This window comes from Fibrobacter sp. UWB12, assembly GCF_900142485.1.
GTDB lineage: Bacteria > Fibrobacterota > Fibrobacteria > Fibrobacterales > Fibrobacteraceae > Fibrobacter.
Window position 1 is genome coordinate 327,446 of the sequence record NZ_FRAZ01000001.1, and the last position, 13,826, is coordinate 341,271.

Consider the following 13,826-nt stretch of genomic DNA (forward strand, 5'->3'; position numbering starts at 1 on the left):
GTTTAAAACTGGTGCAAAAATACAAAAAATTGGGGCGCGTGTGGAGTGCTCCGTTCATTTTTTACAAGCCCAAAGTCTATAAAAAGAAAACCCCGACACAGAGGCCGGGGTGACAACTAAAATAGCTGCGTGATAATTACAGACACTTCTTCATGAGCCAGAATTCTTCCTTGCCTTCGCGGCCCGGAATGCTGTTCGTCGGCTTCACGCGTTCAACAATGTCGAACACACCGTCCAGACGAGCCATGAGTTCGCCTTCGCTCATGCAGTGCGGAGGGCCCTGCATGGTCTTGCCGTTCATGAGCGGGTACATGAGGCAGATGAACACGCCGTCGTCCTTCATCATCTTGTAGCAGACTTCGAAGAATTCGTCGCGGCGGCCCGGATGGATTGCCGAGAATGTGCCGTAATCGTAAATGATGTCGAACAGCTGGCCGCCACGCTTGGCGTCCTTCGGTGAAAGCGTGAACAAGTCAAGGTCGAGCGAGCGCAGATTCTTGTGTTTGCGGCTCAGATGGTCCAGTTCATCGACAGCGGTCGGTGCAAAATCTACAGCCAAAACATCATGTCCACGCAAAGCCCAAGCCTCGGCATCGTATCCGAATCCGGCACCGGGAATCAGCACGGAACCCTCTGCAGGGCAGGAGGGGTGCTTGAAAAATTCGAGCAGGGCCGGGGTCGCCTTCTTGAAATTCCAGTAGTCCTTGCCTTCGGCATAAAGATTGTCCCAGAATTCCGGGAGGTTTTGCGTTAACATTCTTTACCTTCCTTTTTGTACGCTAATTGTCCACATGCGGCAAGGATATCCCTACCGCGCGGATTGCGGATCGTGATTTGAATTTCAGCAGCTCGCACAGCGGCGAGAAAGTCTTCCACCTCTTCGGGGGTGGGGGCGTGGAGTGTCGGGTCATCGCCATCGTTTAGCACGATTGCATTCACTTTCACTCGGCGAGGGGCGCAAATACGGATGAGTTCCTTGGCAGCCTTGGGAGTGCAGGTGATGTTCTGGATGAGCACGAACTCGAACGTCACGTAGTTATCGGTGCGGCGGATGTATTCATCTACCGCTTCCAAAAGTTTTTCGATAGGCCACGTCTTGTTCACCGGCATCACGGACGAACGATATTCGTTGTTCGTGCTGTTGAGGCTTACGGCGAGGCAGCAGGGCGTATTGCGGTCCACGAGCTCCTTGATTTTCGGGACAACTCCCGAAGTGCTCACGGTCATGCGCTTTGCGCCCATGTTGAAAAGTTTCTGATTGTGCAGGGTGCAGCAGACGCGGTGAACGTTTTCAAGGTTGTTGAGCGGTTCGCCCATGCCCATGAAAATGATATTTGTCACCTGTGCGACTCCGCCTTCTTCGTTCATGAAGCCGTTGTCCTTCAGGTACCAGTTCACATTGATGATTTCTTCGAGGATTTCGCCTGCTTCGAGGTTACGGGTGAATCCCATCTTGGCGGTACGGCAGAATGCGCAGTTCATGGCGCAGCCAACCTGAGTCGATACGCAAACGGAATAGCGACCATTTGCAGGAATCATCACGGTCTCGATGTGGTGACCGTCCTCGGTCTGGAACAGCCATTTTACCGTTCCGTCGACAGAAACAGAACGCTGGTCTTCCTTGAGACCGCAAAGCGTGAACTGTTTTGCCATTTTTTCGCGGAGGGTGGGGGAGATATTCCCCATGTCGTCGTAAGAACGCACCTGCTGGCAGAATAGCCATTTTTGAATTTGATCAGCGCGATAGGGCTTTTCGTCTACATCCCGAAGCCAAGCTTTGAGCTCGTCGGTTGTCAAAGTTTTTATATTGCGCGGCCATTCCATCAGACGCAAAGATAGAAAATTTTAAGTTTTTTGTTAAGGGCTAGGGCTGATGGAATCCTTTGGCATTGCGTATGTATTCTAGGCTTGGGTAGACACTTTCGGCTGCATTTTGCATGTCTGATAAGGCATTTTCGGCATTCTTTGGATTCTGTTGCCATACGAGGTGCTGGTAAATACGATCTAGTTCGGCCATGAGAGAACTGATGTTTGTTTTCAGGGCTATGGATAGCTGGGATAGTGTGTCGAGAGAAGGTACTCGTTTCCCGCATTCCATTTGGGATATGAATTGTCTGGATATCCCGGATTCGATGGATAGCGACTGCTGTGTATGTTGCCGCGATTGTCTGATCGAAATTAGGAGAAGCCTTATAGCTTCATGGAGTAGGAGTGTCTCGTAGTACATCGAGACCAAGTTTATGAAAACTTTAAAAAAAATAGTGCATGCGATAGTTGTCAAAATGACTAAAAATACATTTACAAATGTGTACATGAATGGACTTTTTTTGAGTTTTGGTGTCGAGATTATTGTTTATTTTTCGAAAAAGCAATGAGTTATATCCAATTTTCTGCGCATGGCGCAAAGGAGTACGAATGATTGACGTGAAAGGGAAATGGTGTCTTATTACGGGTGGTTGCCGCGGAGTCGGTCGCCTGATAGCCATTGAAATGGCTAAACTCGGTGCAAACCTCATTTTGCAGGGTCGCGATAAAAGCCATGCCGAAAAGGTAATTGCGGAACTTGCTCCGTATGGAGTTCAGGTGAAGGCAGTGGGTTGCAATCTCGAAAATGAAGCCGAAATTGATGCTGCCCTTGCCGAAATCGACTCTTTTGGCGTTCAGGTGGATCTCGTTTTCAATAATGCGGGCCTCATGAGCCACTATTTTTCGGACTACACGACCAATACGATGGACGACTTCCGTCAGGCTATGGCGGTAAATTTCTTTGCTCCGATTAAAATCGCCTACCATTTTTTGCCGGGAATGATCAAGCGCGGCTTTGGTCGCATGCAGCTCACTACGAGCGGTATCGCCAACGAGCCTGAACTTGCCGGTTATGCTTGCGCGAAGGCCGCCCTCACCAAGTTCGTGAAGGATTTCGCCTGCAAACTCAATGGAACCGACGTGATGATGAACGTGATGGATCCGGGGTGGCTCCGTACGGATCTCGGTGGCCCGAATGCGCCGAATGCACCGGAAACAGTTATCCCGGGAGCCCTTGTGAGCGTCCTTCTCGATGACAAAAAGAGTGGTCGGTGGTTTAGTGCTCAAGAATTTACGGGGCTTGCCATTGCCGATGCTGTCGAAGCGGGGCGTAAGGTTTCTGCTTAGGATTGTTTATCGCTTTGCGCATAATCACACTAACCTCTAATTTTATTACGGAAATATGATAAAAAACTTGCAAATCAGCGGATTTTAAACTATTTTAATTATTAGAGGTTATTTTCGTTTTTTGGGGGGGGAGTGGTATATGGAGTCGTTTCGAGAGTGGATAGCGGAATTATTGTTGTTGGATTTTGCATCCACCCCCGTGCTAACGGAGGCGTGTGGTTATGTCGGTGCGAGATGTATTGGAAAAATCTGAGATCCCTATAGCTGTCTATCAATTTGTTGATGGATACATTAAAACGGTTTTAGTCTCAGAAGGTCTTGTTCGCTGGCTTCCTCCAGGTTGCACTCGTGAAAATCTGATTTCTTTACTTGATACGGACATGTACAGGGATGTCCATCGTGAAGATGTCGTGCTTGTTGCGACTAAGGCAAAAGAGTTTGCAAAAGCGAAAAATTGCCATTACGATGTTGTTTATCGTCAAAAATTGTATGGTAAAGAAGAATTCCGCACGCTCCATGCGGTAGGGTACCACGATCAATTCGACGATGGTAATGATTATGTAGTCGTTGTTTACGATGACGTGACTGCAGCGCTAGAATCAAACCGCGGAAATCGATTAATTTTTGATGATAGCCTTGTTGAATATCTGAATACAGATAAAGTTAATCCCTATGTTATTCTCGATGCCAAGACTCACGAAATTTACATGGTCAGTGCATCTGTGGAACGAATTTTGAAACCGGTAAAGGCTTTTGATTCCGGGATTTTGTTTGAAGAGTATTTCTTCAATGCCGGCGAGTCGAGCCTGATTACTGTGGATGATATTCTCGAAAAGGGCGAAGCTATTGTTCAAAATCCCCGCACGGGCAAAGACTTGATTTTAAGCGCAACTTTGATGCGCTGGCACGGTAAGAATTCCGTTTTATTGCGAGTCAGTGAACATGCCGACCGCTATTTCGATTCTCTGACAGGCCTTCCGAATATGGAATATAGCCGCGTGTGCGGTGAAAACTTTGCAGATAAAATCAGGAATGCTGGCGGTGAGCCTGCCATTATCTTTTTTGATATTGTCGGGATGAAACTGTACAATAGCGCAAACGGTTTCAATATGGGAAACGAGTTCCTGATCAATTTTGCGGCGTCTCTTAAAAAACAGTTCCCGAAAAATTTGATTTGGCGTTTTTCCAATGATCATTTTGCAGTCATTGCAGATGTCCGTAATGTAGAAGATAAACTCAATGAAATCCGTAGAAATGTTAAGGGGTTTATCTCGAAAATATCGATGGACCTTTATGTAGGTATTTGCAAGATTGACGAATTTGATGCAATCCTCGATACAAGTGAAAAGGCTAAACTCGCTTGCCATGAACAAAAGAAAAATGGCGACACCTTTATCCGCTATTACGATGATGATTTGCGCAAAGCTCTTTTGCTCCAGAACTACGTTGTAAATCATATTGACGAAGCTATTGCGAAGGGGTATATCAAGGTTTACTACCAACCGGTTGTCCGTACAATTACGGAAACGTTTTGTGGCATGGAAGCGCTTGCCCGTTGGATAGACCCGCAATATGGTTTTTTGAATCCGGCCGTATTTATCGGAGCTCTCGAAGAATCTCGCCAAATCCATAAACTCGATAGCCATATTGTAGAGCTTGTGTGTAAGGAAATGCGCGAGGAACTTGACCAGGGGCATCCTGTGGTTCCTGTGTCGTTTAACCTTTCGCGTCTGGACTTTATCGGTTGCGATATTTTTGATGTTGTCGAAAAAGCTCTTCAGAAGTATAACATTGAACGCGAGTATATTCGAGTCGAAATTACAGAAAGTATCATGGCTTCGGATTCTTATGTCCAGAGCGAAATTCAAAGATTCCGTCTGGTGGGTTACGAAGTTTGGATGGACGATTTCGGAAGTGGCTATTCATCGTTAAATACCCTCAAGGATTACAAGTTCGATGAACTCAAGATTGACATGGCGTTTCTCTCGAATTTTAACGATGCTTCCCGTACGATAATCCGTTCGACCGTCCGCATGGCGAAAAATCTTGGGTTAAAGACTTTGGCCGAAGGTGTCGAAACCAAGGAACAAATGGATTTCTTGAAGGGCATTGGTTGCGAAAAGGTTCAGGGTTACTATTACGGAAAACCGCAACCTTTGAAAGATACCATGGAGCACATGAAATCCATCGGGATGCTTATCGAGGATAGTGATATACGTGTTGTTTATTCGAAATTGGGGCGCCTTGATTACCTGGTGGATTCTCCTAAGGGTATTCTGGAATATAAAAATGGTTTGTTTAAGTTCCTCTTTGTAAATAAGCAACTTGAAGAACAAGTTCTGAGTATTGGTTTTGCCAATATCGAAGATGTTGAAAATTCAATCAACGATCCTAAAGATCCCGCTTATTACACGCTTCATGAGGCGGAAAAGGCTGCTTATAAAGCACCAAAAGAAATGACGTACGCCGCTCATGGCACGTATGTCTTTTTGAGCGGAAGCCTGATTGCCGATATTAATGGTAGTCATATTTATGACATGTCTTTGCGCAATACACATGTCAGTGCTTTTGATAGCTCTGTAGTAGATTCGAAGGCTTCTCTCCCGACTGAGACAAAGACGATATTGCTTGCCGATGTCAATCCGCAAAATAGGGCGTTCCTCGAAAGCGTATTGAGAAAAGATTATAATTTGCTGCTTGCCGAAGATGGCGAACAGGTTCTGAACATTTTGCTTGAATATGGTAACCGCATATCGCTTGTGTTGATCGATGCGGATCTTCCTAAAATTGACGGGTTCAAGATTATTCAAAAATTCCAATGTGATCGGCGCGATCTCCAGATTCCTTTTATCATCATGACGGATAATATGGAACTCGCAAAGGAAAGTATCCGCTTGGGTGCCTACCAGTTCATCCACACGCCTATCAAAGACCAAGGATTGATTAAGGCAAAAATTGATGGTTCCATCAAGAATGCAGAATTTCTCCATCAGGTGGCGCTGAATTACATGGAATATGTCCCTGGTGGCATCATTGTTTTTGATGCATCAAATGCAGATATTCTTTATGTGAATGCCCGCGTACTTGATATTTTTGAGTGCGATAGCGTCGATGAATTTCGCGAGTTTATCGGTGTCGATTTTAAAAATACGATTCTTCCCGAAGATTATGCAAAGACGGATAGGGAACTCAAAGAGCAGGTGCGCAGCGGCAGCACTGCAACAAAGCAGGTGACTTATCGTGCCAAAACGGCTAAAGGTCGAGTCAAGCGCATTTACCATGTTGGAAAAGTCTTTAAAGATACGCCGTATGGAAGTGTCTTCTCCGCATTCATTTCGGAAGATGACATGGCGATGAAGAGCTATTTTACCCGCAGGGATGCTTTTAACGAATTTATGGCTTCTGGCGAAGCGACACATACAAAATCGTATGAACCAGGCTATAAGGGATTCTTGTTCTGGAACTTGACGAAAAATTCACCGGTAATCCGGATGGACGGAATTTCGTATATCCCCAAGGAATTAGAGGGTAAATATACTTATGAGACCCATTATAGTTTCTTGAGTACTCTTATGCTGAAAGATAACACTCTCAAAGCATCGGACTACACTCGTGAAAAGTTGATTCTGGATTTCATGAATAAGTGTATTGTCCCGCCGTTGGATGTGACCTATGATATAGACAATATCCTGTTTACCATACGGTCAAGTTTTGATATGATAATGGACCCGGATTCTGGAGATATCATATTGAAACTTCAAAACGAAAATGTTGAGACGAGTAAAAAAGTAGAAAAATAAATTTGGATAAGTAGAACTTTTTTGTTGTTAATGGAATGTTGGCAAGAACCGTGCTTTTAAGAGCCATTGAATCCTGTCGAATCACCAAAAGCCCTTTTAAAGTCCTTTTTGTTTAAAATTTTAAACATCAGGCGGTGCTTCAACATTAAAGTTCTACATAGCCAAAATCTTGCCTTCTCGCGTCCATGGTTTTAGCGCTCTCCACGAGTGCTTTCGCTCAAAATTCCGATGATGACGAATGGATTTCTGACGATTCCAACCCATCTGCAACCACCGAGAGCAAATCCGGCTCTTACGACGGTTCAAACGATAGCGAATTCGCAAACGACGAAGAAGACGATGATGAGCGCTTCATTTCTTCATATTCTTCTTTGCTAAGATAGCTCCACCGACCAGGAGGAACTAAATACTCATCATAATCACATTCATAGTGTAACTTAACATTACTTTGTTCATTTCCAAAAGTAAATTCTTCGACGGAGCCAGCATTGTCTGCAGTACATTTTTTCGGAGCTTCTTCATTTACGTACAGCCTTTTCCAATTTCCATCACCTTCATAGATGAAGAACAAGACATCTCCGGTCTCCGGGCTTTCCTGCGGCCTTCCTACTTTACCGCAAATAGCACCAACTGTCACACCTGTAGTATCGCAAGTAACAGACGCTTCTTTCGGATTCCAAGAACCATTTTCACATCTATAATAGCTAGGATAAACAGGGATTACCATTGTAGGTCCGCCATTAAAGAGGCGCTTCCATTCGGTTTCTACAACGCCCTCGTTTTCGGCAGTGCATTCTTTGTCATTCACAAGTTGCACGTTCTTAACTGACGACGAGGATTGAGCAATAATCGATGAAGACGAGGATTGAGCAACTGAAGAAGACTCTGGAATTGTTGACGACGATTCAGGTGCCAATGACGAAGATGATTCCAGCGCAGGTTCAGAATAAGCCTGCGGATTTTCACCAAACGCGGACGTTGAATTGGAATCGCTACAGGCGATAAACGAAAATGGGATTGAAGCAGCAAAAATGACTGCAAAAATGGATAAAATACGACGATGCGTACCCATACAACAAAACCTCCTTTACAAAAGCGCAATATAAACTTTTCTTTTACAAAAAAGCATCGATTTTCGATTTGTAATAAAAAAAGAATACGGGGGATTTAGAGACTTTTTCACCCATTTTACCTAGACATCCGCCCTAGGACGCGCATCCCACGCTCTGTAAACTTTTTTTCTCTTTATTTCACCTGTATTAAAATATTTTTAAGTCGTTGAACATCCACGATTTGTTATAATTCCAACATGCTTTTAAGAAAATCTTGGATAAGTAGAACTTTTTTGTTGTTAATGGAATGTTGACAAGAACCGTGCTTTTAAGTGTCATTGAATCCTGTCGAATCACCAAAAGCCCTTTTAAAGTCCTTTTTGTTTGAAATTTTAAACATCAGGCGGTGCTTCAACATTAAAGTTCTACATAGCCATAAATTTACTGCTTTTTTGTGCAATATTTTGAAAATGTCACCTTTTGACATGCTGTTTTTATTATATTGGTGCTCATGGTAGCACTAAATAAGTCTAAGAAAGAAATTGAGTATCTCTGTACGGAATGTGGCAATACGACTCCGAAGTGGGCCGGTAAGTGCCCGTTTTGTGGAGCGTGGAGTTCCCTTAAGGAACATGTAGTTGAAAAAGTTGTTGAGGCGGGGCGTGCAGGTCGTGGGCTCGGTGGCCCTGTGCATAAAGTGGTTCTGCTGAAGGATGTGGCAACGGAAGATACACGCCGCTTGAGTACTGCAAATTCAGAATTTGATCGAGTGCTTGGGGGCGGTTTTGCGCCGGGGAGCCTTGTGTTGATTGGTGGTGATCCGGGAATTGGTAAATCAACGCTTGTGCTTACGACTCTTGCGACGATGAATGCGGCGGGTGTCAAAGCACTATACGTGAGCGGTGAAGAAAGTGCCTGCCAGGTGAAGCTCCGTAGTGAACGCTTGAATGTTTCGGGGAGCGACATGATGCTCCTTTGCGAAACGAATCTCGAAAAAATTTTGGAACAGGCGAAAGAGGTAAAGCCTCAGGTGCTTGTGATAGATTCCATCCAGACGGTCTATAAGGGCGACCTTGCGGGGACGCCCGGATGCGCAACGCAGCTGCGCGAGTGCACGCTAGACTTGATGGTCTTTGCGAAAAACTCCGGTTGCATTACGATATTGATTGGACATGTGACGAAGGACGGGCAGATTGCCGGTCCGAGGATTTTGGAACACATGGTCGATACGGTCGTGTATTTTGAGGGCGACCGAAATCATCAGTACAGGCTATTGCGCACCATCAAGAATCGCTTTGGCGCGACCGATGAAATCGGTGTTTTTGAGATGACAAGTCATGGGCTGAACCCCGTACTGAATCCGAGCAAGGTCTTTTTGCAGGAAGGCGTGCCACCTACGCCGGGCAGTGCCGTGTGCTGTACGATGGAAGGCTCCCGTGCACTTCTGTTCGAGACTCAGGCTCTTGTAAACCAGACGAATTTTGCAGTACCGCAGCGTGTGGCGGCTGGGATTGACCCGAAACGCCTTACGATTATCCTTGCGCTTCTAGAAAAGTTTGGAGGCGTGACGATTGGTGCCTCGGATGTGTTTGCTAGTATCGCTGGTGGTATGAAGGTGAACGATGCTTCGTCAGACTTGGCGCTTGCACTTGCCGTAGCGAGTAACCATTTGAATATCCCGATATCTAGGCAGACGATTGCGATTGGCGAACTTGGACTGTCGGGTGAGGTGCGTGGAGTAAGTCTTTTGGACCAAAGGCTTAAAGAAGCCCATCGCCTAGGAATGGCCGAAGCGGTTGTGCCTGCTAGTTGCAAACTTTCTGAGAATGTTGGCTCGATGAAAGTTGTTCGGGTGCACTCCTTGGCTGACGCGATTACATGGCTGATGGACAAAAAGTAAGGCGCCTTTGGCGCCCAATACAAAACAAAAAAAGGACGCTCGATTGAGCGTCCCTAATTTCCGTTATTCAATTGGCCTTATTTTTCGCCCGGTCTCTTGAAACCGTAAGCGCGCGGGTCAAAACCGGCCGGGAACTTGGTTCTTTCGTTGTAGAACACCTTCTTGGCGGTGAACTTTTCAATCTTTGCACCGGTCAAGTCTGCACCGGAGAAGTCCACGTCTTCCATCTTGGTGTCTGCGTCGATCTTGACACCTTCCATCTTAGCATTGAGGAAGGTAACCTTGATGAGCTTTGCACCAGAGAAGTTTGCACCGGAGAGCTGAGCATTGTTGAATGCGGAGCGTTCGATGGTGGAGTTGGCGAAGACTGCCTTGGTGAGGTCGGCGTTGTCGAAGATGTCCTTGAAGACGTAGGCACCATCGAACACGGCCTTCATGAGTTCTGCGTAGTTGAACACGTTCTTGCTCACGTTGGCATCGAAGAAGGAAGCCTTGTTGAGCTTGGTCTTGTCGAAGGAGCTCTTGGAAACATCGCCCTTGTCGAAGATAACGCCGTTCAAGTCCTGGTTGTTGAACTTCATGTTCTTGACCTTGGACTGGGCGAACTTGGCCTTCTGGAGCTGCGTTCTGGAGAGGTCCACGTCATTGAAGGTGGTCAAGGAAAGGTCTGCTTCCTGGAGGTTCACGTTGTTGAACGTTGCACCGCCGAATTCAGCCTGAGAAAGACCGGCCTTGGCGAAGTTCACGTTGTTGAGCTTGACGCCCTTGAAGTTTGCAGCGATGAGGTTGCAAGCCGTGAAGTCCGTCTTTTCCATGGTGGTCTTGCGGAGGTCGCTGTTAGCCATCAAGGAACGGGAGAAGTTCGTGTTGGTGAGGTTTGCCTTGCTGAAGTCGGCACGGGTAAGGTCCATGTCGGTTGCAGAAGCCTGGGTGAGGTCAGCCTTGCTGAAGTCGCATTCGTCAGAAACCTTCATGGCGTCCATACGAGCGTTCTTGAGGTTGGCCTTCGGGAATTTACTGTCGAGAAGCGTTGCACGATAGAGGTTTGCGCCTTCGAGGTTTGCTCCTTCGAAGGATGTCGAACGGATGTCGGCACCGCTAATCGTTGCGCCCTTGAGGTTGGCGTTTTCGAAGTTCGCCTTGCTGATCACAGCATTGCGGAACGAAACTTCCGGAAGGTTTGCTTCTTCGAAGTCCGGGGATTCACCGTTGCAGCGCTGGAAGTCTGTAACGCCCTTGACGGCTCTGGACTTCTGGAACTGGTAGTTGGTAATCTTCTTATCGCGGAAGGATGTGTTCAGGTCTTTACCTCTGAAGTCTTGCGCAGAGACGTTGAGCGCAAGAGCACTAAGGAGGCAGAGACCAAATTTATAGACGTTCTTCATATTCATAGTCAAATTCCCTTTATGAAAAAGTAAATCAAATAACGGATAGCCCTAAAATAACTAAAAAAATTGCAAAACTACCAATGAAAAATAAAAAGTGACCAAATAAATACTAATTTTACGTTGAAATGACAACTTTTCGTTCAAATTCTTACAATGCGGTGATTTGCGGTGCAGGTCCGGCCGGTCTTATGGCGGCTTATCAGCTAGGAAAATTGACAGGCTGTGGCGGACGAATTCTTCTTTTGGACAAAAAAGAACCTTGGAAAGAGCCCATTTTTTGCGCCGAAGCTGTATCTACCCATCGTTTGAACGAATTGTGGCCGATTGACGAGTCCTGGGTGCGTGGAAGTATCTCCGGTATTTACTTTACATCGCCCAAGGGTTACAAGGCTGAATTTTACAGTAAAGATTGCGGTCGCTTGCTCGATCGATCCAAATTCCATCATGCGATTGCCGATGCTTGCGTTGAAGCGGGGGTGGAATGTCGCTTTGACGCTCTTGTCAAAAGTATTTCGCGTAGCGAAAATGGCTGGAATTTGAATGTCCAGGTGGGCGAAGAATTCTTTGAAATTTCTGCAAAAACGGTCATTGATGCAACTGGGCCGGGCTGCCGCCTCACTCGAGGAATCCCGTGCCTAGAAGGGATTGAATCGGGCGATACCGATTTGGAACCGGGTATTTTTGCTGTGGCCGAGGGTATTGAGCACAAGCGTGACCATATCGACCTGTTTTACGGAAGTGAATTCCCGGGTGGTTACGGTTGGATTTTCCCACGTGATGGCAAGGAAGTGAATATTGGTTTTGTTCTTGCGAAAGATGCAAAGCCCGATATGCCTTTGCGTGAAAAACTCAAACATTTTATTGATACCCATTATCCTGGAGCAAGTATCAAGGCTATTTATGGTGGCATGATTGCTTGCGGGCAGTCCAATAAACCGCTTGCAAAGTGCGGACTCTTTAAGGCGGGGGATGCTGCAAGTTGCGTAAACCCGATGAGCCGTTCGGGGATTGTCGAGGCTCTTTTGAGCGGAAAGATTACGGCGGAAGCTGTTTATGAGTGGCTGAATGCCTCTGATGATGATGCCCGAGTTCGCATCGAAGCTTCTGTCCTTGACCGCTGGATGGCCTCTTTGGGCAAGTCTCATTTGCAGATTGCAAGGGCAAAGCCCGGGCTTGCCAAAATCAAGGATGAACAGTTTGACAAGGCGGCGGAACGCTTGTCGAAACTCCCGCGCGAAAAGCAGACGTTGCTCCGGATTTTCTTTGCTGTGCTGTGGTCTTGCCCGTCTGTAATTTGGAAAATGCGTTCTTTTTTGCATTAGTATGAGTATGTCAGAAAGTATTGTTGATCGTCAAGAAAAAATTAGGGCCAAGTTCGCCTCGTTTAGCGACCCCGATGACAAGTGGAAATTCCTCTTGGATTTGGCTCGCGAGCACAAGGGCATGGATGCTTCGCTTAAGGCGGAAAAGTTCATTATCCAGGGCTGTGCCTCGACGATGTATCTTGTGCCGAAATTTGAAAATGGAAAGATTCATTTTGAAATGGATGTCGAAGGCGGTACGACGAATCCGCTCATTAGCCGTGGTCTCGGTGCGCTTGCATTGCAGATTTTCAATGACATGACTCCGGCTGATATTCTTTCGGTGGATCCGACATTTTTCCAGCAGATTGGTTTGAATGTAGGGCTTTCACCTACACGCTCGAACGGATTTGCAAGCCTGATGAAACAGATTTATTTATATGCACGCGTCTTTGACGCAATTTCAAAAAAATAGGACTAATCTATGTTTAGTTTTTTGAATGGAAAGAGCCCGTTTGACGAGGCTGAAGAAAAACTGGAAGCTGGTGAAACCGTTAACGGGAGACCGAAGCTTCCGCAGGCGCCGATTATGGGCTGGCAGGACGGCGTGTTCTTGCTGGTGCTTGCCGGCTTAATCGTGGGCGTGTATTACTGGTACCAGTATACAAAGCAGAAAAGCGCAGAAGTATTTGCCACGTGCGACGCTTTGTATGTCGCTGCAGAATCGAATCCTTCGAAGTACGCGGATGCCGAAGTTTGCTATAACGAAACATGGGATTTGAGCTTTGTTAGCGATTCCATGGAAATTCTCCGCCAGAATCGTTTGGGCGCTATTGAAGACTTGCGCAACCAGCAGAAAGACGTCTATGCTGATGCTATGGGCGCCATGGCAGCCCGTGATACCGTTGCTGCATACAACGTTGTGAATGCATACAAGGGTCCGATGCTCTTAAGCCAGGGAGATCGCAAGGACTGGGAAAAGATTGTCAATAGTGATGCCGTCAAGGCTTGTGTTGCTGCGGCCGCTGCTCGTGCCGATTCGATTGCAAGGGAAAAAGCAATTGCGGATTCTTTGGCTCAGGTGGCTGCTGAACTCCGTGCAAAGGCTGTTGCTGATTCTATTGAAAAAGCAAACAAGAAACTCGCTCGCAAGGGTAAGCGCAAGAAGGCTTAATAGGTAATAGGTTGTAGGTTATAGGGGTTAGGGAAATTAGGTATTAAATTTGGCGGCG

The 13,826-nt window shown here is 46.4% G+C and carries 11 protein-coding genes and 1 pseudogene; 6 read left to right on the top strand and 6 right to left on the bottom strand.

Annotated elements, in window-relative coordinates; all coding sequences use genetic code 11:
* Positions 1-136: 136 nt before the first annotated feature.
* The 4 genes and pseudogenes from BUA34_RS01320 to BUA34_RS16040 all read right to left on the bottom strand — a co-directional run.
* Positions 137-757 carry a methyltransferase gene (locus BUA34_RS01320; RefSeq protein ID WP_072826942.1) on the bottom strand — a complete coding sequence of 207 codons (621 nt, stop codon included), beginning with the start codon at positions 755-757 and terminating at the stop codon, positions 137-139.
* Positions 751-1,824, bottom strand: a complete 1,074-nt coding sequence (gene rlmN / locus BUA34_RS01325) for a dual-specificity RNA methyltransferase RlmN (RefSeq protein WP_072826943.1) — start codon at positions 1,822-1,824, stop codon at positions 751-753. Before rlmN ends, BUA34_RS01320 begins: the two co-directional genes overlap by 7 nt.
* A gap of 40 nt (positions 1,825-1,864) precedes the next feature.
* Complete coding sequence (locus tag BUA34_RS16035; protein ID WP_254794287.1) at positions 1,865-2,017, bottom strand: hypothetical protein; 153 nt, start codon at positions 2,015-2,017, stop codon at positions 1,865-1,867.
* Positions 2,018-2,035: 18 nt separating this feature from the next.
* Positions 2,036-2,314 (bottom strand): annotated as a pseudogene (locus BUA34_RS16040) (helix-turn-helix domain-containing protein); the annotation flags it as partial.
* Between the two features lie 101 nt (positions 2,315-2,415).
* On the opposite strand from BUA34_RS16040, the gene BUA34_RS01335 reads away from it, so the two are divergent.
* Positions 2,416-3,153 carry an SDR family NAD(P)-dependent oxidoreductase gene (locus BUA34_RS01335; protein ID WP_072826944.1) on the top strand — a complete coding sequence of 246 codons (738 nt, stop codon included), beginning with the start codon at positions 2,416-2,418 and terminating at the stop codon, positions 3,151-3,153.
* Between the two features lie 239 nt (positions 3,154-3,392).
* Positions 3,393-6,953, top strand: coding sequence for an EAL domain-containing protein (locus BUA34_RS01340; protein WP_254794267.1), 3,561 nt, complete (start codon positions 3,393-3,395; stop codon positions 6,951-6,953).
* Between the two features lie 292 nt (positions 6,954-7,245).
* Here the strand turns inward: BUA34_RS01340 and BUA34_RS01345 are convergent, their stop codons facing one another.
* A complete protein-coding gene (locus tag BUA34_RS01345) occupies positions 7,246-8,025 on the bottom strand; it encodes a hypothetical protein (RefSeq protein WP_072826945.1) in 780 nt (259 codons plus the stop codon).
* Positions 8,026-8,516: 491 nt separating this feature from the next.
* On the opposite strand from BUA34_RS01345, the gene radA reads away from it, so the two are divergent.
* The gene (gene radA / locus BUA34_RS01350; RefSeq protein ID WP_072827179.1) at positions 8,517-9,905 is read left to right on the top strand and encodes a DNA repair protein RadA; all 1,389 of its coding nucleotides are present in this window, start codon (positions 8,517-8,519) and stop codon (positions 9,903-9,905) included.
* Positions 9,906-9,982: 77 nt separating this feature from the next.
* Here radA and BUA34_RS01355 read toward each other — a convergent pair whose 3' ends face one another.
* Positions 9,983-11,296, bottom strand: a complete 1,314-nt coding sequence (locus BUA34_RS01355; RefSeq protein WP_072826946.1) for a pentapeptide repeat-containing protein — start codon at positions 11,294-11,296, stop codon at positions 9,983-9,985.
* A gap of 122 nt (positions 11,297-11,418) precedes the next feature.
* Here BUA34_RS01355 and BUA34_RS01360 point away from each other — a divergent pair, with 122 nt between their 5' ends.
* Genes BUA34_RS01360 through BUA34_RS01370 form a run of 3 tightly spaced genes read left to right on the top strand, consistent with a single transcriptional unit; the run spans position 11,419 to position 13,768 of the window.
* On the top strand, positions 11,419-12,615 hold the full coding sequence (locus BUA34_RS01360; protein ID WP_072826947.1) for an NAD(P)/FAD-dependent oxidoreductase: 1,197 nt from the start codon (positions 11,419-11,421) through the stop codon (positions 12,613-12,615).
* A gap of 7 nt (positions 12,616-12,622) precedes the next feature.
* Positions 12,623-13,069, top strand: a complete 447-nt coding sequence (locus BUA34_RS01365) for a SufE family protein (protein WP_072827180.1) — start codon at positions 12,623-12,625, stop codon at positions 13,067-13,069.
* A gap of 9 nt (positions 13,070-13,078) precedes the next feature.
* Positions 13,079-13,768, top strand: coding sequence for a hypothetical protein (locus BUA34_RS01370; RefSeq protein WP_072826948.1), 690 nt, complete (start codon positions 13,079-13,081; stop codon positions 13,766-13,768).
* Positions 13,769-13,826 lie beyond the last annotated feature (58 nt).

Excerpts from the sequence above, each read along its gene's own strand:
- BUA34_RS01345 (WP_072826945.1), bottom strand. The coding sequence starts at position 8,025 with ATGGGTACGCATCGTCGTATTTTATCCATTTTTGCAGTCATTTTTGCT.
- BUA34_RS01355 (WP_072826946.1), bottom strand. The coding sequence starts at position 11,296 with ATGAATATGAAGAACGTCTATAAATTTGGTCTCTGCCTCCTTAGTGCT.
- BUA34_RS01365 (WP_072827180.1), top strand. The coding sequence starts at position 12,623 with ATGTCAGAAAGTATTGTTGATCGTCAAGAAAAAATTAGGGCCAAGTTC.
- radA (WP_072827179.1), top strand. The coding sequence starts at position 8,517 with ATGGTAGCACTAAATAAGTCTAAGAAAGAAATTGAGTATCTCTGTACG.
- BUA34_RS01335 (WP_072826944.1), top strand. The coding sequence starts at position 2,416 with ATGATTGACGTGAAAGGGAAATGGTGTCTTATTACGGGTGGTTGCCGC.
- BUA34_RS01370 (WP_072826948.1), top strand. The coding sequence starts at position 13,079 with ATGTTTAGTTTTTTGAATGGAAAGAGCCCGTTTGACGAGGCTGAAGAA.
- BUA34_RS01360 (WP_072826947.1), top strand. The coding sequence starts at position 11,419 with ATGACAACTTTTCGTTCAAATTCTTACAATGCGGTGATTTGCGGTGCA.
- BUA34_RS16035 (WP_254794287.1), bottom strand. The coding sequence starts at position 2,017 with ATGGCCGAACTAGATCGTATTTACCAGCACCTCGTATGGCAACAGAAT.
- rlmN (WP_072826943.1), bottom strand. The coding sequence starts at position 1,824 with ATGGAATGGCCGCGCAATATAAAAACTTTGACAACCGACGAGCTCAAA.
- BUA34_RS01320 (WP_072826942.1), bottom strand. The coding sequence starts at position 757 with ATGTTAACGCAAAACCTCCCGGAATTCTGGGACAATCTTTATGCCGAA.